Below are 19,002 nucleotides of genomic sequence, written 5' to 3' on the forward strand. Positions count from 1 at the left end.
GCCGCCAGCGCCGCCGCCGCGCCCGATGCCAGCGTGGCGCCGCCGCCGCCCGCGCCGCCGGCCATGGGCGCGCGCCGCTATAAAGTCCATTTGCCGCCGCCGGCCGACTTCGCGCTCGACGTCAAGCGCGTCGACGCCAACGGCAGCACCTACAACGGCGAAGCGTCGATGTCGTGGCAGAGCGACGGCAGCCGCTACAAGCTGACGGTGGAGGCGGGCATCAGCCTGCTGATCCGCATCAACCTGCTGGCGCTGACCAGCACCGGCACCATCGACGACTACGGCATCGCGCCCGACCTGTCGACGGAAAAGCGCGCCGGCCACGCGCAGACGGCCACCCATTTCAACCGCGACGACGGCAGCATCAGCTTTTCCGCGTCCGAGCAGCGCTACCCGCTGCTGGCCGGCGCGCAGGACAAGGCCACCGTGCCGTTCCAGCTCGGCGGCATCGGCCGCGCCAACGTCAACCAGTTCAGCGGCGACATCGACATCATGGTCGGCGACGACAAAACCGCCGCCATCTTCCGTTTCCAGCTGGTCGGCGAGGAGGAGCTCGACACCCGCATGGGCCGCATCGTCACGCTGCACCTGACCCGGCCGCCGCTGCCGGGCAGCTATTCGTCGCGGCTCGACATCTGGCTCGCGCCCAGCCGCAACTGGTATCCCATCCAGATCCGCAACACCGAAGCGAGCGGCGCGCTGACCACCCAGACCGTCTCCAAAATCACCGTCACCGAGAACAGGAATTAACCATGGTCTACCCCTATTTACGCCGCGCTGCGCCGCTGCTGGCGCTGGCCGCCATCGTCGTTGCGACGTCGGCGGGCGCCGCCGACGCCGAGCATCCCAGCGTCAAGCACGCCTACAGCCTGGCGCCGTCGGCCGAGCTCGATTATTCCGTCAAGACCCGCCAGCACGGCCTGTCGCTGGGCGGCGACGCGGTCGTGCACTGGCAGGCGGGCGACGGCAAATACGCGATCGCCATGGAAAGCCACGCCTCGCTGCTGGGCAAGGTGCTGGAAAACCGCAGCGAAGGCCTGGTCGACGACTACGGCCTGGCGCCGCTGACCTTTTATGAAAAGCGCTTCCGCAAGGACCCGACCACGACCAGCTTCAAGCGCGACAGCAAGACCATCGTCTTCACCGACGGCGACGAGAGTTATGCCATCAAGGGCGGCGAGCAGGACCGCACCAGCGCGCCGTGGCAGCTGGTGGCGCAGGCCCGCGCCACGCCGGAGCGCTTCAAGCCCGGCTCCGAGTGGCGTTATTTCGTGGCCGGCCGCCGCGACGCCGAGGCGTGGAGCTTCAAGGTGGTCGGCACCGAGACCGTGCACACCGGCATGGGCGAGGTCAGCGCCGTGCACGTGGTCAAGGCGCCGCCGCCGGACGCGCAGGGCCAGCAGGTGGACCTGTGGCTGGCGCCGTCGCTGGACTGGTATCCGGTCAAGATCCGCTTCAACGACGCCGATGGCGACTTCTTCGAGCAGCAGCTGGAAAAGATCACCAAGAAGTAAGCGCCGGCGCCGGCCCGCCGCCACGTTTTGCGTGCTGGCCGGCAAGGCGGAGCTGTTATACTGACGCCCCCGCGTTGGAGATGCGGGCGCCGCGTCCCGACGCGCCGGCGCCGCCTCTTCGCCACTACGCGCGACGTACAGAATGGCAGAGATGATAGAAACAATGGCAAGCGCGGCCCCGGCCGCTGAAGCACCGGTGATCGAGCAAGACCCCCAGGACGCGCTGCAAGCGCACTTCCAGCCCAATATCGCGGCCGACGAGATCGAGCAGGTCTACCACCTCAAGCGCGCGCAACCGCTGTTGCAGGTGTTCACGGCGCTGTTCCACGGCGGCTTCGAGGGCGTCCTCGTGCGCCTGCTGGTGCTGCGCGAACTGGCGTCCGACACCTCGGCGTCGGCCTTCACGCGCGCCGACATCAACACCCGCCTGGCCTACCTGTTGCCCGAGTCGCTGGAAACGGTGCTGATGCGTCTGCGCACCCACCAGCTGCTGGCGTGGGACGCGCAGCAAGCCGTCTACCGCGTCACGCCGATGGCGCGCAACGTGCTGTCGGCCATCGACGGCCTGCTGGCGCTGGGCCAGACCGAGGACCAGGCCGAGATGGGCTTTTTGCTGTCGCAGGTGGCCGGCGGCCAGGCCATCGGCGGCGTCTCGGTCGAACAATTGCAGCACCTGCTGGGCCGCCTGGTCGACCTGACCGAAGAATTTTCCGACGCCATCGCCTCCGGCTCCGAGTTCCGCCTGCGCGAGTCGCAGGCCAAGTGGCATATGGCTTGCGACTGGGTCGAGAAGGGGTCCGAGATCCTGCGCGCCATCACCTCCGACGAAAACGCCGACGGCGCCACCCACAAGGCGGCGCAGGCCATCGGCCGGGCCCAGAGCGCGCTGCTCAATATGCAGGGCATGTTCTCGCGCGCGCTCAACCAGATCGAGCGCCAGCGGGTCCACCTCGGCCAGTCCGGCCTGTCGACCACCGACATCAAGCGCTGGCTGCTGCTGCACGACGATCTGGCCTCGCTGGCCGTCGGCGCCATCGAGCAGCCGGTGCTGCCGCTGTTCGCCACGCCGGCCGAAATGATCGACGTGGCCGAAACGGAGCTGCTGGCCGACCGCGCCAGCGGCGTGGTGCAGGGCGGCCTGCCGACCGGCACCGACGCCCCCACCACCATCAACGACGGCCCCGCCATGCAGCGCGAACTCGACGACTGGCTGGCGCGCCTGTCCGACTTCGCCGCGCTGGGCAACTTCCCCAGCATCGCCGAGGAGGCGCCCAAGTCGATACCGATCCAGGACTCGCTGCTGCCGGCCAGCTTCGCCATCGCCTCCTACCGCGCCTCGATGCTGCCGCTGCTGGGCGACGCCTCCGAAGCGAGCCTGCAGGGCGCCACCGCCGAACTGGCGCGGCTGCCGGTGGTGTTCACACCGACCGACGAAATGATTCAGCTGAACGACCCGCACGTGGCGGCCATGTCGCTGGCCACGCTGTCGCTGCTCCCTTCGCTCTCCCTAGATCCGCAACCGCAACCGCAAGGCGACAAGTCCGATGAATGACGATGCACAAATCCTGATCGCGCGTCTGCTGACGCACCAGACCCTGCGCCGCGAGGACAAGCTGGTCAAGCGCGTGCTGTCGGACGAATTGTTCCGCGCCGAAGTCGACGCGCGCCTGCTGGCCACCGGCCTCAAACTGCTCGACAACGTCTACGCCGACCACGTGACGCTGGCGCTGACGCGCGCCATCGAGCCGAAAATCTTCGGCGCGCGCGACGTCTGGCAAAACAATAACTTCGGCCTCTCGCGCGACGGCGTGGCCCTGCTGGTGGTGCTGTGGGCGCAGATCATCCTGCCCAAGCGCGAACGCCAGGAAACCCACCAGCACGCGGACGACGACCAGAACGACATGTTCGGCGTCGACCGCCCGCTGCCGCGCGCCGAGGACACCTCCATCGGCATCGCCTACAAGGCGCTGCTGGCCGACTTCGGCGACAAGCTGGGGAAAAAAACGCGGCTCGACATGAACCTCGGGATACTGTCGCGGCTGGGCTTCATCGAACGGCGCGGCGACATCATCGTCGAAGGTCCGCTGCTGGACTTGATGATGGATACCGACATGCTCAAGGAGCGCATCATCAACGGCGCGCTGGCCGACGTCTTCAAGCGCGCGCCGGCGCAGATCATTCCCGTGCCGCGCCGTCCGGCGCCGGCCGACGACGCCGTCGACGTGCAGGCGCGCGCCATCGGCAAGGAGCCGGCCGGCGAGCTTGCAGACGATCGCGCGCCCGAGCTGGACGCCGATCCGGCATCCGAACCCGCCGCCGCCATCGACACCGATCTCGAAGCGACCCGGCCCGCCACCGCTGCGCCGTCCGACGACACCCCAACCAGAGACTAATCCATGTTCCACATTAAATCGCTAGAACTGGTCCATTGGGATTACTGGCAGCGCATCAAGAATATCCCGCTCGACGCCAAGATCATCACCATCGCGGGCCAGAACGGCTCCGGCAAAACCACGCTGCTCGACGCGCTGCGCACCCTGTTCGGCCTCGATTGCTCGATGGGCCGCACCTACAAGCACTACGCGCGCCACTCCGGCCAGCAGACCGCGTGGCTGCGCGCCGTCGTCGACAATAAAAACGTCGGCAAGCAGCTGTCGAACCGGCCGTTCCGCAGCTCCGGCTTTTTCAGCGACGACGAAGTGACGCTGTTCTGCCAGATCCAAAAGAACGGCGGCGACTGGAAGCGCCAGTACCTGATGCGGCCCGGGAACGTGCAGATCGAAGACATCAGCGACGCCAACGACTGGCTCGGCGTCGAGAACTACCGCAAGCGCCTGGCCAACGCCGGCCTGTCGCCGGCGATGGCGAAAGTGCTGGCGTTGGAGCAGGGCGAGACCGACAAGCTGTGCGAATACGCGCCGCGCCAGTTGCTCGACCTGGTGTTCCAGGTCTTCGGCGACAAGGAAGTGCTGGACGCCTACGACGAAGCGAAGCGCCACCAGCGCGACACCGAAGTCGAATTGAAGCGCTTCGAAACGGAGCTCGAAGCATCGAAGACCAATCTGGAAGGACTGCGCCTGCGCGTGGCCAATTACCACCAGTGGGAAGACTTGAACAAGGAGCGCCGCAACCTGCAGGAAGAAGTGCTGCCGACGCTGGAGTATCACGAGGTGCGCGAAAAGCACAACGGCATCAGCCGCCAGCTGCGCGACGCCCGCAGGCCGATGGCGCAGGCCGACCAGCAACTGAGCGACAAGCGCAACGCGCTGGCCGCGCAGGCCAAGGCGCTGACCGAGGCGCAGCAGCACGAGACGGTGCTGGAGCAGGAATCGACCTCGCTGCAAACGCGGCTCACCCACATCAACGGCAAGCTCAAACCGCTCGACAGTCTGCTCGAACAAAAGGCGCGCCTGCAAAAGCTGGCCGCCGATTCCGGCGCCGACCTGGCCGAAGTGGCGCAGCAGTTGCAGGAAAAAGAAATCGAGCTGGCGCGCCAGCGCCAGGCGCGCGACGCGCTGGCCGCGAAGATCGCCGGCGAGCTGGCGACCATCGCCGCCCTGCAGGGCAAGACCGCGATGCCGGAGCCGGACAATGTGCGCGCCATGCGCCGCGCGCTGCGCGACGCCGGCATCGACCACGCCATGCTGTCCGATATCGTCGAAGTGACGGACGCGCGCTGGCAGGGCGCGGTCGAAGGCGTCCTTGGGGGCTATGCCTCGGTGGTGCTGCTCAATAAATCGGGCGACGCCTCGGCCGCCTACAAGCTGGCCGAGAAGGAGCGCTATCGCCACTTCATCGTGCCGGACCTGGTGCACGCGCCTGCCATCAAGGACGACAGCCTGATGTCGGTCGTGAAGTTCGCGGCCAAGGTGCCATCGTGGCTGGTCGAGCAGCTGTCGCGCATCACGCGCGTGGACAACGTCGACGCCGGCGCGCGCCTGGGCAGCGCCGAGGAATGGATCACGCCCGAGGCCTATCACCGCGAACGGCGCGGCGGCCGCTCGCTGTTCGTGGAAGCGTCGCGCTACCGCTTCGGCGACGCCGGCCGCACCCAGCGCATGGAAGCGATCCAGAAATCGCTGCCGGCGCTGGAGACGCAGGAAGACATGCTGACGCTGGCCGTCTCGAAGCTGGCGTCGGAAACGAGCGCGCTCAAAACCCGTTTGGCCGGCGTCGACGCGGCCAAGGAACTGGCCGCGCGGCTGGAGGAATTCGACGACGCGGCCCGCAACGCCGTGCCGCTGAAGGACGAGCGCACCGAAGTCGGGACCCGCCTCGGCGAGCTGCAAGCGCTGATGAAGAACGCCACCGTCACCCGCACCCGCGCCGACACCACGTGGCAGAACGCGCGCTTCGCCCTGTCGGAAGCGGAAGCGGGCCTGCGCCTGAACTACAAGCGCCAGATCGAGCAGCGCGCCGAGCACGCGCGCGCCCTGCTGGCGCTGCGCAGAAGCTGGCGCCATCTGCCGAAAAGCTGGCGCCGTCCGGCGCGCCGCACGCGCCTCGTGGGCGAGCACCAGAACGCGCACCAGGTGGCGCTGCGCATCCACAGCCTGGAGGCCAGCCTGGCCCGCAGCGACTGGGAACTCGACGCCACCGTCATCGACCAGTACCAGCGCCTCAACGAGCAGCTGCACGGCCGCCAGTCCGAGACCGACGAACGGCGCTACCAGAACAACCGCGCCATCGAAGCGACCGGCAACGCCCGCGGCGCCTACATCGAGCGGCTGCGCTACACGGTCAAGACCTACTCGAAGAACATCAAGGAGCTCGGCGAGCTGGCCGGCATCGAGGTGCACGCCGATCCGGTGCGGCTGGAAAACGACGACACCCAGTTGTCGCAGGCCGGGCTGCACGTGCGCTTCAAGTTCGACGGCAAGGGCATCATCGGCATGAACGACGGCGAAGCGTCGGGCGGCCAGCAGGTGATGAAATCGCTGGTGCTGCTGATTGGTTTGTTGAAGTCGGAAGACGGTTCCGGCGGTTTCGTCTTCATCGACGAACCGTTCGCCCACCTCGACATCCGCAACATCCAGCTGGTCGGCGAGTTCCTCAAAAACACGGAGGCGCAGTATCTGATGACGACGCCGCTGACCCACAACACCGACGTCTACGACCCGTCCGAGCTGACCCTCATCACCAGCAAAAAGAAGAAGGACACCGAGTGGGCGCAGCCCATCTTCGTGCTGCAACGGCGCCCGACGGAGGCCGCGAAGGTGGCCTGATCCGGCTACGCGATGCCGCAAAATGAAAAAGCTGCCGTCTCAAAACGGCAGCTTTTTTTCGTTGAGCAGGGTGGCGGAATCTATCCCGCGCCCACCACCAATAAGCATATTTTCACGCGAACCTCGGCCAGTTCCCCTGCCGTTGCCTTGCCTTTTCGGATAGCTTTGCGAACTCGCCAGTCGAGACTTTTGATTTGATCCGCCAGTACGACGCCATTGCGGCTGGCAGCGACGGCAACTTCAAAAGGATAGGCCTTGATTTGAGTGGTCATGGGGCAGCACAGCATCAGACCCATCCTGTCGTTGTATGCCGAAGGACTGATCACCAGCGCGGGCCTGTGCCCCGCTTGCTCATGGCCGGCTTGCGGATCGAAGTTCAACCATACGATATCGCCGGCGTCGGGGACGTAGCGGTGATTCATCAGAGTTTCTCTTTGCCGACCGGCGCGCCGAAATCGACTTCCGCATGCATGTTTTCGGGTGTGATGTCGGCCAGCATTTGTGCCAGGTTGAAAACGCCTTCCCGGATGGGCTCGATGATGATGCGCCCATCTTCTTCGCGGATGTCCACCGCGTCGTTCAAATTCAGGCGGGCAGACTTCATGACGCCGGCCGGTATCCGCACCGAGGCGCCGTTACCCCACTTTTTGACGATCACACGCATGACAGGCCTCGCCGGTTTCGGGCTATCACGGTAGCGCAGAAGAAAACGGGTGTCAACGATGTCGATAGCCGTCCGTGAGGCCGCTCAACACTGCGCGTCCAATTTAGTCGGGCGTGGCCGCCGGCGCTTTGGCCGGCACCGGCTGCTCCGGCAGGAAGAACAGCACCAGCAGCGCCAGCGCGACGAGCACCGTGCCGGCCATGAACACGTGGGCGATGGCGCTGCGGTACAGTTCCACGACGGCCGGCGCGCGCGCCGCCGTGGCCAGCGCCATGGCCGGTCCGCTCAAGCCGCCGGCGTGGATTTCCCACGACAGGATGGCGCCGGAGCCGGTCACGCCGACCAGCCCGCCCAGCGAACGGAAGAAGGTCAGCATCGCCGTGCCGACGCCGCGCCGGGGCGCCGGCAGCGCGCTCTGCACCACGATGGTCATGTTCGGCATCACCAGGCCCAATCCCAGTCCCAGCACGAAGATGCAGGGCTCGATCAGCGCATAGCCGGCGCCGCCGTGGATGCCCCACGACAGTCCCGCGAAGGCGGCGGTGGCGACGCTCAGCCCGGCCACCTGGGCCGCCTTGTAACGCCCGGTCGGCGCCAGCACGCGGCCGTTGAGGACCGAGGCGATCACCACGCCCACCATCAGCGGCACCGTCAGCAGGCCCGATCGCGCCGGCGCGGCGCCCATCACCATCTGGAAGAACAGCGGGAAGAACACGCTGGTGCCCATCAGGCCGAGGAAGGCCAGCGCCATCACGATGGAGCCGAGATTGAACACGCGGCTGTGGAACAGGTCCAGCGGCAGCACGGGGTCTTCGGCGCGGCGCACGTGGCGCAGCAGCAGCGCCAGCAGCACGGTGCCCAGCGCCGTCGCGCCGGCCACCTGGGCCGAGGCCCACGGCCATTCGCTGCCGCCGAGCGACAGCACCAGCAGGTAGGCCACCGTGCTGCCGGTCAGCAGGATGGAGCCGAGGTAGTCGATGCTGCGTGATTGGCGCTTGGGCGAGGGCCGCAGCGCCCGTCCGATCAGGTAGAGGGCGACGGCGCCGATGGGCAGGTTGACGTAGAAAATCCAGTGCCACGACAGCAGGTCGGTGATGATGCCGCCCAGCAGGGGGCCGAGCACGCTGGTCAGCGCGAACACGGCGACGATGCCGCCCTGGCGTCTGGCCCGTTCGGCCGGCGGCACCAGGTCGCCGATGATGATCTGGGCCAGCGGCAAGAAGCCGCCCGCGCCCAGGCCCTGGATGGCGCGGAACACGATCAGCTCCGTCATGTTCTGCGCCAGGCCGCACAGCACGGAGCCGAACAGGAACAGCGCCACGGCGAACAGGATCAGCGGCCGGCGGCCGTACTGATCGCTGAGCTTGCCGTACAGCGGCATGGTGCTGGTCGAGGCCAGCACATAGGCCGTCACCACCCACGACAAATGGGCCAGTCCGCCCAGGTCGGTGACGATGCGGGGCAGGGCTGTGGCGACGATGCTCTGGTCGATGGCGCCCAGCCCCATCACCACCATCAGGCCCAGGTAGACGGCGCGGATTTCGCTTTCGGGCGCCGCGCCGCTGTTGTCGCTCACGGCTTCATTGAGTTTGTTCATCGTGGTTTCCTATGCGGCCCAGCGGGCCTATGGCGTTGCGGATGGCGGCCCGTTCCTCGTTCGTCATGGCTGACAGCTGGCGCGCCAGCCAGTCGAGCCGGCGTTGGCGCATCGCTTGCAGCGTGGCCTCGCCCAGATCGGTCAGGTACAGCCCGACGCGGCGGCGGTCCTGCGGGTCGGAGGCGGTGCGGCGCAGCAGGCCGGCCGCCTCCATCTGCTTGACGTAGCCGCTGATGGTGGGGCCGCGCAGCTTTTCGCGCGCGGCCAGTTCGCCGACGCCGATGCCGGGCTGCTCGTGCACGGACACCAGCAGCAGCTTCTGCAAGGTGGTGGCGCCCTGTTCCGGTTCGAAGCTTTCGCGCTTGATCTGGCGGAACAGGCGCAGCAGCGCGCCGCGCAGATCGTCGGCCAGCAAGCGGGCTTGTTCCTGTTTCGATTTCGGCAAGGATGTCCCGTCGGATTAAATAAGTATGATAGGTAGACTACCTATCTATATTAGCGATAAGCGGCGCCGCGATCAAACTTTTATTCGCGGCGTGTTTACGCCACACTACAATTGCTTACACTAGATACAGAATCTGTGTCGACCAGGCGAGCACATCAATGCGTTAATGGCGTGTCGGATCACTGTTCAACTACACCAAGGAGACCCACCATGAAAACCACGCAATTCGCCGTCAAGACCGCCGCCATCGCTGCCATCGCCGCCATCTGCACCTTCGCCGCCGGCGCCAGCTTTGCCGCCGAAACCACCTGGCAGAAAGACCATCCGCGCCGGGTCGAGGTCAACAGCCGTCTGGCGCACCAGGACCAGCGCATCCATAACGAAGTGAAAAGCGGCGAGATCAGCAAGGCCCAGGGCGCCGCCCTGCATCGGGAAGACCATACGATACGCCGGGAAGAACGCGGCATGGCCAGCCAGGACGGCGGCCATCTGACCAAGGTGGACCAGCGCGCGCTGAATCAGCAGGAAAATGGCGTCAGCCGCCAGATCGGAAAGTAAGCGCCGCGCCGAACCGGCGGCCCTTAGAGCAGCCGGTCCAGCTGGGCGAGTAACTCAAGGGCGACGATGTCGCCCTTGGCTTTTAATACGGCGTCGAGGAAGGGCTGGCGCAGTTCGCGCAAGTCGACTATGGTGGCGGCCCGCTCCACTTTCATCTGCAAAGTGAAGCCGCGCAGGCCGACCGTGCTTTTGATGGTGCGCGTGTAAAACTGGTAGAGCGCCTGGAATTGCTGGACCGGATCGGGCGCCTCGGCATCGATGGGCGCTGTCGGCGCAGCGGCAACGGCGGGCGTCGGTGCCGGCGGCGGGGCGTCGTCCAGCGGCAGCGTGGCGTAGAGGCGGGTGGCGACGATGTAGTGCTGGGCCACCAGTTCGTCCAGGCTGGCGCTGTTCAAGCCCAGGCCGGCCACGCTGGTCAGCAGTTCCTGCTCGCTGCGGCGGCCGTCGACCAGCAGCAGCAGCGTGCGCAAGCGCGGCGCCAGATGCTGGCGCCGGGTGGCGATTTCATCGCGACCCTGGTCGGTCTTGTCATATATGACGGTCTGCGTGACGAAGTCTGGTGCGCTGCCCATGGGGTATCCAGGTTAACATAGTTGCTGAGTGGATACATTCAGGATACACCAAATCGAACGGCAACAGTGCGTTGGCGTGGCGTGCGCGCGAAACCGTGGCGGATTGAAAACACGGCGGCGCCGGCCGGAGCCGCCGCCATGCGGATTGATAGTCATGGCCGACGGTCGCGGCAGGCAGTGACAGCGACCCGTTACAGCGGCGGCAGCGGCAGGTCCAGCCCGAGCGCGGCCACCGGCCGCTGGCCACGGCGCCAGCGGATCAGCTGCACGGCGTAGCTGGCGTAGTAGCCGAGCACGATGGCCAGCAGCAGCGCCGTCAGCGGCGTCAGCTGGGAGTTATTCGGCGGCACCAGCTCGCCGCTGTGCATTTGCAGGTAGAGCTCGAAGCCGCGGTACAGCAGGCGGCCGATGAACAGCATCGACACGATCAGGCCGATATGCAGGTTGGGCGTGTAGAAAAAGCCTTCGGCCGTGTTTTCCAGGCGGCTCAGTTTCATGCTCCACAGGCCGAGGCCGACGCCGGCCGCCGCGCCCAGCGCCAGCGCGCCCAGCACCAGCGGCGCGCCGAGGGCGCTGGCGGCGGCAGCGCCCAGCGCCAGCGGCAGCGCCACGGCGGCGGCGTAGGCGCGCCACAGGTGCAGCTCGGTGCGCGTCATCAGCCGTTTCAGGCGCGAATAGATGCGCCATACCATCAGTGGCACCAGCAACAGTAGTACGAGGGTAGTCTTTTCCATCAGCGGTTCCAGAAAGTCGGCGCGGCGCGGCGCAAAGCGCGATTGTAAGCCACAATCCGGGTGTGCCGACAACAGCGCGGCGCCGGAATTTGACAATTGCCCCCGGCATGAGCAAACTGGACCGGCACATCGTCCGTTCCGCCCCAGCTCCCGCCGCACCTACCTCGATCGGATCTCCATGAGCCACCAGATACCCTTGCTGCCCGCCACGCTCGGCTTGATGGCGGCGGCGCCGCAGTCGCCCCGCAACAGCGGCTACCAGCTGCCGCCGGCCGCCCTGCAGGCGCTGGTCGACGCGCCGCGCGCGCCGGCGCTCAGCCTCAGTCCCCGGCGCGACATCGCCGCCCTGATCCAGACCCCGCCGCTGCCCGGCATCGTCGAAGTGGCGCAGCCGGAACTGAAGCTGGCCGGCGAGCGCATCAACCCGCGCACCTGCGCCGCCAGCCGCTTTTCCTTCGGCACCGGGCTGGCGCTGCTGGACGTGGCGAGCGGCCAGGAGAGCGCCATCCGCGGCCTGCCGCGCGCGCTGCGGCTGGCCGACCTGAGCTGGTCGCCCGACCAGCGCCATCTGGCGTTCAGCCACGTCGCCTACGCCGGCGACACCGGCGCGGTCGAACTGTGGCTGGTCGACATCGCCAGCCGCAGCGCCAAGAAGCTGTCGACGCGGCCGCTGTCGACGGTGCTCAGTCGCGGCTTCAGCTGGCTGCCCGACAGCAGCGGCCTGCTGGTGCAGATGCGGCCGGCCGGCATCGGCAAGGCGCCCACGCCGTCGGCCGCGCCGAACGGCCCGCTGCAACAGGACACCGCGCCCGGCGCCGGCGTCAAGCAGCTGCGCACCTATCAGGACTTGTTGAAGAACGAGGACGACGCGCGCCTGTTCGAGTTCTACATCACCGTGCAGCTGGCCGTGCTGGACCTGGGCGGGCGCACCCGGCCCGTCGGCCAGCCGGAGCCGTATTCGCGCGTGTCGGTGGCGCCGGGCGGCCGCCATCTGCTCACCCAAAGCATCTTGCGGCCGTATTCCTATCTGGTGCCGGCGTCGAGCTTCGGCGAGCGCATCGACGTGCGCGACTTGAGCGGAAAAATCGTCCACACGGTGGCCACGCTGCCGCTGGAGGAAGGCCTGCCGCCGGGGAACGACGCCGTGTCCGACGGCGTGCGCCACGTTTCCTGGCGCGCCGACGCGCCGGCCACGCTGGTGTGGACCGAGGCCCAGGATGGCGGCGACCCCGCCGTCGACGCGGCGCTCCGCGACATCGTCTACCAGCACGCCGCGCCCTTCCTCGGCGCGCCGCAAACGCTGGCGCGGCTGACGGCGCGCTACGCCGGCATCGCCTGGGGCACGGGCGAGATCGCGCTGCTGCACGAGCGCTGGTACAAGACGCGCGCCGTACGGCAGTGGAAGATCGCGCCCGATACGCCGGCGCAGGCGCCGGAACTGATCTACGAAGGCTCGTTCGAGGACCGCTACAGCAGTCCCGGTTCGCCGGTGATGCGGGCCGACAGCGCCGGCTTCCCGCGCCTGATGTTCGGCCCGGACCAGTCGATTTTGCTCGACGGCGCCGGCGCCACGCCGGACGGCGAGCGGCCCTTCATCGACCGTTTGAATCTGGTGACGAAACAGCGGGCGCGTTTGTTCCAGAGCGCCGCGCCGTATTTTGAAAACGTGATGGCGGTGCTCAACGAGGAGGGCACGCGGCTGTTGACGACGCGCGAATCGCCGACCGAGCGTCCCAATTATTTTGTGCGCGACCTGACGCTGCCCGAAGGCGAACAGCTGTCCGCGCTGACGCGCTTCCCGCATCCGACGCCGCAGTTGAAGGACGTGCGCAAGGAGCAGATCCGCTACCGCCGCGCCGACGGCATCGACCTGACGGCCACACTGATGCTGCCGCCCGAATACGACGCCGCGCGCGACGGCCCGCTGCCGCTGCTGATGTGGGCCTATCCGCAGGAATTCAAGACCGCCAGCGCGGCCAGCCAGACCACGGGTTCGCCCTATCTGTTCAACGCCGTCAGCTACTGGGGACCGGCGGCGCTGCTGGCGATGGGTTACGCGGTGCTCGACAACCCCTCCTTCCCGATCGTGGGCAACGGCGACGAGGAGCCGAACGACACGTATCTGGCGCAGCTGGTGGCGTCGGCCGAAGCGGCGGTCGAGGAGGTGGTGCGGCGCGGCGTGGCCGAGCGCCACCGCATCGCCGTCGGCGGCCATTCCTACGGCGCCTTCATGACGGCCAACCTGCTGGCGCACACGCGTTTGTTCCGCGCCGGCGTGGCGCGCAGCGGCGCCTACAACCGCACGCTGACGCCGTTCGGCTTCCAGTCCGAGGAGCGCTCGTTCTGGAAGGCGCAGGACGTGTACCAGGCCATGTCGCCGTTCAATAACGCCGACAAGATCAAGGACGCGCTGCTGCTGATCCACGGCGAGGAGGACAACAACAGCGGCACCTTCCCGCTGCAAAGCGAGCGCATGTTCCAGGCCATCAAAGGCCTGGGCGGCACGGCGCGGCTGGTGATGCTGCCCAACGAAGCCCACGCCTACCGCGCCCGCGAATCGATTTTGCACATGCTCTACGAGACCAACGCGTGGCTCGATCAACACGTGAAGCACGCGCTGCTCGACCCCTTGGCCGGTGGCGCAGCGGCGTGATGTGGTCAAAGGGGAGTGGGTAAAACGGGACGGCATAACGGGGCCGCACAACGGGGCGGCGTACAATGGACGCGCATGCTACTGTGATCGTCCGATCGATATGGAGCGCCGCCGCCATGAACACTGTCCTCATCCACGCCCACCGCGCGCCCGACCCGGCGCCGGTCGACGATCCCGCGCCCGAACCGCAGCCGCACCAGCATCCCCACCTGCCGCATCCGGCGCCGCAGGACGATCCGGTGCCGGACCATAATCCCAGTTAAAACCATTGCGCTGGCGTAGAGTGCCGACGGCGGGAGCTACCTATACTGGTTTTCTCCCACCACAGGCAGCCGTCATGAAACGCCAGGACCAAAACATTATGGTCCTAGCCCGCGCCAGCGGGCTTTTTTTCGGCTCGGTCTTTATTCGTCAATCGAAGGCCCAGGAGTACAGCACGTCGAGCGCGTTGTTGGTGCCGGTCTGGAATTGCAGCGTGAAGCGCGGGTTCAGTTTGTAGCGCAGCTTCACCAGGCTCGTCGCCGTGCTGGCGCCCTGCTCGAAACTCAGATACGCGCGCGATGAAATCCGCTTGCCCACGGTGACCACCGTCGTCTGCAAGCCGGCCGCCGTGCCGGTCGGCGTGCCCGTGGCCTGGCCCACGCCCAGTTCATCGAGTCCCAGCGAATTGGCCAGCTTGCCCGAGCCGCCGCCGAACAGCGCGCCGGCGGCCGCGCCCAGCAAGGCCGTGTCGTTGCCGCTGGTGCTGTCCATGCCGTGGCCCAGCACCAGCCAGGCCAGCTTGTCGCTGTCGGAGACGGCCGGCGTCGACACCAGCCGCGCCACCGGCGCCAGCGCCGTGCCGCGCACTTCGACGCCCGCTTCGACGTTGGTGTCGCTGAGCGGCTCGTCGTCGGGCCGCTTGCGCACCGCGAGTATGTTCAAGCCCGGATTGTCGTAGGCGCCGGTGAAGTTGATGACGCCGCGCTCGATCGCCAGCTTTTGTCCATACGCCGCATACGTGCCCGTGACGACGTGGATGCTGCCGGTGGCGCGCGGCGGCCGGCGCTCGGCCACGCGGATGCGCACCGATCCGGCCAGCTGCGCGTCGATGCCCTTGCCTTTGAGTTTGAAGTTGTCGCCGAGGTCGGCCTCGACGTCGATAGTGAGCGGCATGGACGGCGCGGCCGCCTTGCCGGTGGCGCCGCTCCTGGCATCCTTGCCGACGATGACGACATCGTCGCTCAGGGTCGGCGTGTCCTGCGACGCCAGTTCGATGTCGGCGCGGTCGGCCCTGAATTTTCCGTCGAGCTCAAAGTGCTTGGCGTCGCGCGTCAGCGTGCTGCTGCCGCTGACGACCAGGGTGCGGTCGGGCCGCGCCAGCACTTCCAGGTGGTCGGCGCTCAGCGCCAGCTGCATGGTCGCTTCGGCGTTGGCGAAGCGGATCGCGCCCTCGGCCTGGGCGTGGCCCGAGCTGCCGTCGAAGTACAGTTTTTTCAGTTGCAGCTGGTCGCCCGCCAGCGTCGCCTGCAACACCCCGTTGCGCAGCTTGATGCCCTGGTCGGCCCAGTTGACGACCAGCTGCGCGCCGCTGATATCGCCGTTGAGCAGCGGCGCGCCGATGGTGCCGCCGCCGCTGATCGCCAGCTTCAGCGTGCCATCCATTTCCAGGCCGGCCTGGCCGGACAAGGGCGCCAGCCACGCCAGAGATCCCATATTCGCGCTGCCGGCGAGCTTGAGCGGGCTGTCGCCGGCCAGGCGGCCGTCGACCAGCTGCGCGGTGGCGTCGACGCGGGCCTGGCCGGCGCGGCTGCCGTCCATCGCCAGCTGCATGCGCAGGGCGCTGCCGGCGACGTCGACGCGGGCGTCGAGCTGGCGCAGGCCGAGCGGCAGCGGCACGTCCGCGCCGGTGACGGTGACGTCGCCCTTTTCGCGGTACACATGCAGCATGCCGTCGATGGCCGGCGCGCCGCCCGGCGCCGCCGCCCGCAGGTTCAGGGCCCACGCCGCGCCCAGCGTCATATCGCTGCTGACGTTGTCGCGCCACGCGTCCGACATCTGCGCCAGATAATTGGCCGGCACGCCGCCGGCCTGTCCCTTGCTGCGCCACTGGGCGCCGTCTTTTTCCAGGCTGTCGATGCGGATCGCGCCGTCCGGCAGCTTGAGCGTGAAATTGGCCAGCGCGATCTGCTGCGGGTGCGCCAGACCGGCCAGTCCTTCGCCGCTGGCGCCGGCGATGCGCAGCGTGGCCGGCGCTTGCAGCGCGAGCGCGTAGCGGCCGCGGTTTTGCAGCGTGTCGATCACGCCGGTCCACACGCCGCCGTTCGAGCCGCCCTTGATGCGCAGGGCCGCGTCGAAGTCCTTGTTGTTGGCCGACAGCCCGATCACGTGCGCGGCGCGGGTGCCGCTCGTTTGCAGGTGCGCGCTGTCGATGCTCAAGCCGGAGGAGGCATAACCGGCGACGGCGATGTCGCTGACGATGGCGTCGTTGTCGGCCGCGCCGGCACCGACGCTGCCGATGGTGGCGCTGCCGCGCAGCGTCCTGACTTGCTGCGCGCCGGGCAGGCGCAGGCCGGCGCCGTCGAGCGACAGCGTGGCCGCCGGCTTGTCGATGGTGCCCGACAGCGCGCCGGCCGCGTGCAGCGCGCCGCCGAACTGCGGGCCGAGCGTGGCCAGTTGCGGCAGGTCGAGTTTCCAGTCGATGCGGTCGCGCGCGCCGCCGAAGCCGCCCTTGGCTTGCAGGCTGTCGGCGCCGAGGTGCAGGTCGATGTCGGCGCGTTCAAGCCGGGTGGCGCTGGCGGCCAGCCTGGCGTAGCCGCTCAGCGGCGCGTTCGACAGCGTCGACGGCGGCTTCAATGCCAGGTCGAGGTCCGCGCGCCAGTCCTTCGTCAGCCGGGCCGCGCCGCTGAAGTCGGCGTTGATGGCGCCGGCCGGGAAGGCGCCGAAAGCGGCGGGATTGAGGCGCGCCGCGCTGCCGCTGATTTTCAGTTCGGCGTGGCGCTGTTCGCCGGCCGTCGCGGCCAGCCACACGTCGCCGCCGGCGTGCAGCACGCTGTCCGGCGCCGGATGTTTGGCCGAGGCCAGGCCCAGTCCCTGCGCGTCGGCCGTGAAGCTGCCGCGCGGCGCGGCCATGGTGCCGGTGACGACGCCGCTGGCGTTGAGCGCGCCGAGCAGATCGCCGCTGACGATGGACAGCTGTTTGGCGGCCACGCTCCACTCCAGCTTTTCGCCCGGCGCGCCGAAGCTGCCGCTCAGCTGCGCCGTGTTCTGCGCCAGCGCCACGGTGGCGTCGACGCCGCTGATGTGCCGCGCATCGGCGTCGAGTTTGCCCTTGCCGGACAAGGGCTGCTTGAACAGCGTGCTCGGTTTCAGCGCGAAGCTGGCCGCTACCTGCCACGCCGGCGACAGCTGGCCGCTGGCGCTGATGTCGGCGTTCAGGTCCGCCACCGGAAACGCGCCCAGCGCCGACGGGTCGAAGTGCCGCGCGCTGGCGCTGGCCGTGAACGGCTGGTGTGCTTTCAGGCCGGCCTGGCCGGTGATGTCGATCGTGCCTTGTTTCGCCAGCAGGCGGGCCTGCTCGATTTTCAGCAGCGCGTCGGCCAGCGTCGCGCGCAGGTCGAGCCGCAGGCCGTTCTGCGCCAGCGCGGCGGCCAGCGTCAGTTTGTCGGCCGCGCTGGTGAGGGTGATGTCGCCGGCGATGTCGGTCTTATTCATGCCGCCGCTGACGCCTTTTAAATCGAAGCGGTCGGTGTGCAGCTTGAAGGCGGCGCTGGCGATGCCGGCATCGATGGCTTCGCGCTGTACGTCGCCGCTGCCGTGGAACTGGCCGGCCGCGCCCAGGTCGAGCAGCACGTGGCCGATGGTGGCGGCGGTCAGCGTGCCGCCTATGTCGCCGCTGAAGCCGCGCAGCGGCAGCCGATGTTCATCGAGCGTGCCGGCCTGGCTGTGGTTGAGCAGCGCGAAGCCGCCGGAGATTTTCCGGTCCGGCGCGATGCGGGCGCTGACGTTCGCGCTCATGTCGGCCCGCGGCCACGTGGCGTTGAAGTTGGCCGGATCGATGCCGCGCGCCTTGATGTCGGCCGCGCGCAAAATGATGGCGTCGAACGGCGCCAGCGACAGCAAGGCTTCCCCGCTGGCGGCGCCGGATTTGCCCTGCGCCGCCAGCGTCACCAGCGCCAGATCGCCCTTCACTCGCAGCGCCAGTGTCGCCGGCGGCAGCGCGCCGGCCGACGCCGCGCTTTGCGTCAGCGTGGCCGTGCCGGTCAGCGCGAACGGCTTGGTGGCGCCGAGCGTGACATCGGCTTGCAGCGCGCCGACGACGGTCTGCGCGCTGGCGTGTTCGACGTGCCAGCTGGCCTTGTCGCCGCTCAGTTGCAAACGCACGTCGCTGATGACATTGCGGCTGCCGTCGAAGCCGATCAGCGTCAGCTGGTTCAGGCGCGCGTCGGCCACGTTGAGCCGGAACGGCGCGGCCAGCGACGTCGGCATCGTCGCCGCTTTCGATGGCGCGGTGCTGTGCGACGTCAGGCTGGCGATATGCAGTTCGCTGATCGCTATCCCTTCCGAAAAATACTGCAGCGGCGACCACGCGATGTCGATATCGTCGGCCGTGACGACGCCGTCCTTGCTGCGATAAACGAGGTGGCCGATGTGCATGTGGCTGTACAGCGAACCGGTGACGCCGCTGATGGCGATCTCGCCGTGGCTGGCGTGCGCCACGCGCGCCACCAGTTGCTGCAAGGTGGACTGGCGGCCCAGCAGCCAGACGGCGCTCGCCACCAGCGCGGCCAGCACGGCGAAGGCGACCAGCGTGCGGCGCAGCCAGCGGCGGCGCCTGGCCGGCGCCGGCGCGGGTGCCGGGTCGGAGGAGGGGGTGTGGTCGTCGGCGGACATCAGAACGTGAATCCCAGTGAAAAGTGCAATCGGTATTTGTGGACCGCGTGGCCGTAGGCGGCATCGACGTTGATCGGGCCGACCGGACTTTTCCAGCGCGCGCCGACGCCGTAGCCCGATTTCGGATGCAGGCCACGGATGCTGTCGGCCGCGTTGCCGGCGTCGTAG

16 protein-coding genes are annotated in these 19,002 nt (G+C 68.0%); 8 read left to right on the forward strand and 8 right to left on the reverse strand.

What is annotated here, in order from left to right:
- From Q0S71_RS06595 to Q0S71_RS06615, 5 genes are all read left to right on the forward strand, one after another.
- Window positions 1-750 (forward strand): DUF3108 domain-containing protein (locus Q0S71_RS06595; RefSeq protein WP_295993112.1); only part of this gene is annotated, 750 nt, incomplete at its 5' end.
- Between the two features lie 2 nt (window positions 751-752).
- Entirely contained in the window at window positions 753-1,514 is a 762-nt protein-coding gene (locus Q0S71_RS06600; protein WP_295993114.1) for a DUF3108 domain-containing protein, read from the forward strand.
- Between the two features lie 163 nt (window positions 1,515-1,677).
- Window positions 1,678-3,066, forward strand: a complete 1,389-nt coding sequence (locus Q0S71_RS06605; protein WP_295993115.1) for a hypothetical protein — start codon at window positions 1,678-1,680, stop codon at window positions 3,064-3,066.
- On the forward strand, window positions 3,059-3,907 hold the full coding sequence (locus Q0S71_RS06610; RefSeq protein ID WP_295993116.1) for a hypothetical protein: 849 nt from the start codon (window positions 3,059-3,061) through the stop codon (window positions 3,905-3,907). Before Q0S71_RS06605 ends, Q0S71_RS06610 begins: the two co-directional genes overlap by 8 nt.
- Window positions 3,908-3,910: 3 nt before the next feature.
- Window positions 3,911-6,739, forward strand: coding sequence for an ATP-binding protein (locus tag Q0S71_RS06615; RefSeq protein WP_295993118.1), 2,829 nt, complete (start codon window positions 3,911-3,913; stop codon window positions 6,737-6,739).
- Between the two features lie 80 nt (window positions 6,740-6,819).
- Here the strand turns inward: Q0S71_RS06615 and mazF are convergent, their stop codons facing one another.
- From mazF to Q0S71_RS06635, 4 genes are all read right to left on the reverse strand, one after another.
- Entirely contained in the window at window positions 6,820-7,161 is a 342-nt protein-coding gene (mazF, locus tag Q0S71_RS06620) for an endoribonuclease MazF (RefSeq protein ID WP_295993120.1), read from the reverse strand.
- Window positions 7,161-7,403, reverse strand: a complete 243-nt coding sequence (locus Q0S71_RS06625) for an AbrB/MazE/SpoVT family DNA-binding domain-containing protein (protein ID WP_295993121.1) — start codon at window positions 7,401-7,403, stop codon at window positions 7,161-7,163. Before Q0S71_RS06625 ends, mazF begins: the two co-directional genes overlap by 1 nt.
- A 103-nt stretch (window positions 7,404-7,506) precedes the next feature.
- Window positions 7,507-9,000 (reverse strand): MDR family MFS transporter, encoded by a 1,494-nt coding sequence (locus Q0S71_RS06630; RefSeq protein WP_295993123.1) that lies wholly within the window; start codon window positions 8,998-9,000, stop codon window positions 7,507-7,509.
- Window positions 8,984-9,445, reverse strand: coding sequence for a MarR family transcriptional regulator (locus Q0S71_RS06635; RefSeq protein WP_295993125.1), 462 nt, complete (start codon window positions 9,443-9,445; stop codon window positions 8,984-8,986). The genes Q0S71_RS06630 and Q0S71_RS06635 overlap by 17 nt, the downstream gene beginning before the upstream one ends.
- Window positions 9,446-9,655: 210 nt before the next feature.
- Here Q0S71_RS06635 and Q0S71_RS06640 point away from each other — a divergent pair, with 210 nt between their 5' ends.
- Window positions 9,656-10,003 (forward strand): hypothetical protein, encoded by a 348-nt coding sequence (locus tag Q0S71_RS06640; RefSeq protein WP_295993127.1) that lies wholly within the window; start codon window positions 9,656-9,658, stop codon window positions 10,001-10,003.
- 23 nt (window positions 10,004-10,026) lie between these two features.
- Here the strand turns inward: Q0S71_RS06640 and Q0S71_RS06645 are convergent, their stop codons facing one another.
- Both Q0S71_RS06645 and Q0S71_RS06650 read right to left on the reverse strand, forming a co-directional pair.
- The gene (locus Q0S71_RS06645; RefSeq protein ID WP_295993129.1) at window positions 10,027-10,575 is read right to left on the reverse strand and encodes a hypothetical protein; all 549 of its coding nucleotides are present in this window, start codon (window positions 10,573-10,575) and stop codon (window positions 10,027-10,029) included.
- 191 nt (window positions 10,576-10,766) lie between these two features.
- Entirely contained in the window at window positions 10,767-11,309 is a 543-nt protein-coding gene (locus Q0S71_RS06650) for a hypothetical protein (RefSeq protein WP_295993130.1), read from the reverse strand.
- Between the two features lie 178 nt (window positions 11,310-11,487).
- On the opposite strand from Q0S71_RS06650, the gene Q0S71_RS06655 reads away from it, so the two are divergent.
- Together Q0S71_RS06655 and Q0S71_RS06660 are read left to right on the forward strand one after the other, a co-directional pair.
- Window positions 11,488-13,962: a prolyl oligopeptidase family serine peptidase gene (locus Q0S71_RS06655; protein WP_295993132.1), complete on the forward strand. Its 2,475-nt coding sequence runs from the start codon at window positions 11,488-11,490 to the stop codon at window positions 13,960-13,962.
- 116 nt (window positions 13,963-14,078) lie between these two features.
- Entirely contained in the window at window positions 14,079-14,225 is a 147-nt protein-coding gene (locus Q0S71_RS06660) for a hypothetical protein (protein WP_295993136.1), read from the forward strand.
- Between the two features lie 148 nt (window positions 14,226-14,373).
- Here the strand turns inward: Q0S71_RS06660 and Q0S71_RS06665 are convergent, their stop codons facing one another.
- Both Q0S71_RS06665 and Q0S71_RS06670 read right to left on the reverse strand, forming a co-directional pair.
- Window positions 14,374-18,834 carry a translocation/assembly module TamB domain-containing protein gene (locus Q0S71_RS06665; protein WP_295993138.1) on the reverse strand — a complete coding sequence of 1,487 codons (4,461 nt, stop codon included), beginning with the start codon at window positions 18,832-18,834 and terminating at the stop codon, window positions 14,374-14,376.
- Window positions 18,834-19,002, reverse strand: a 169-nt coding sequence (locus Q0S71_RS06670; RefSeq protein WP_295993141.1) for a BamA/TamA family outer membrane protein, incomplete at its 5' end; no start/stop codon positions are given. The genes Q0S71_RS06670 and Q0S71_RS06665, both read right to left, overlap by 1 nt.

This window comes from Rugamonas sp., assembly GCF_025354735.1.
In the GTDB taxonomy this organism is placed as follows: domain Bacteria; phylum Pseudomonadota; class Gammaproteobacteria; order Burkholderiales; family Burkholderiaceae_D; genus Rugamonas.

Bases quoted from the DNA above. Each gene is read 5' to 3' on its own strand.
- Q0S71_RS06665 (WP_295993138.1), bottom strand. From the start codon at position 18,834: ATGTCCGCCGACGACCACACCCCCTCCTCCGACCCGGCACCCGCGCCG.
- Q0S71_RS06615 (WP_295993118.1), top strand. From the start codon at position 3,911: ATGTTCCACATTAAATCGCTAGAACTGGTCCATTGGGATTACTGGCAG.
- Q0S71_RS06640 (WP_295993127.1), top strand. From the start codon at position 9,656: ATGAAAACCACGCAATTCGCCGTCAAGACCGCCGCCATCGCTGCCATC.
- Q0S71_RS06625 (WP_295993121.1), bottom strand. From the start codon at position 7,403: ATGCGTGTGATCGTCAAAAAGTGGGGTAACGGCGCCTCGGTGCGGATA.
- Q0S71_RS06650 (WP_295993130.1), bottom strand. From the start codon at position 11,309: ATGGAAAAGACTACCCTCGTACTACTGTTGCTGGTGCCACTGATGGTA.
- Q0S71_RS06630 (WP_295993123.1), bottom strand. From the start codon at position 9,000: ATGAACAAACTCAATGAAGCCGTGAGCGACAACAGCGGCGCGGCGCCC.
- Q0S71_RS06660 (WP_295993136.1), top strand. From the start codon at position 14,079: ATGAACACTGTCCTCATCCACGCCCACCGCGCGCCCGACCCGGCGCCG.
- Q0S71_RS06610 (WP_295993116.1), top strand. From the start codon at position 3,059: ATGAATGACGATGCACAAATCCTGATCGCGCGTCTGCTGACGCACCAG.
- Q0S71_RS06655 (WP_295993132.1), top strand. From the start codon at position 11,488: ATGAGCCACCAGATACCCTTGCTGCCCGCCACGCTCGGCTTGATGGCG.
- Q0S71_RS06605 (WP_295993115.1), top strand. From the start codon at position 1,678: ATGGCAAGCGCGGCCCCGGCCGCTGAAGCACCGGTGATCGAGCAAGAC.
- mazF (WP_295993120.1), bottom strand. From the start codon at position 7,161: ATGAATCACCGCTACGTCCCCGACGCCGGCGATATCGTATGGTTGAAC.
- Q0S71_RS06645 (WP_295993129.1), bottom strand. From the start codon at position 10,575: ATGGGCAGCGCACCAGACTTCGTCACGCAGACCGTCATATATGACAAG.
- Q0S71_RS06600 (WP_295993114.1), top strand. From the start codon at position 753: ATGGTCTACCCCTATTTACGCCGCGCTGCGCCGCTGCTGGCGCTGGCC.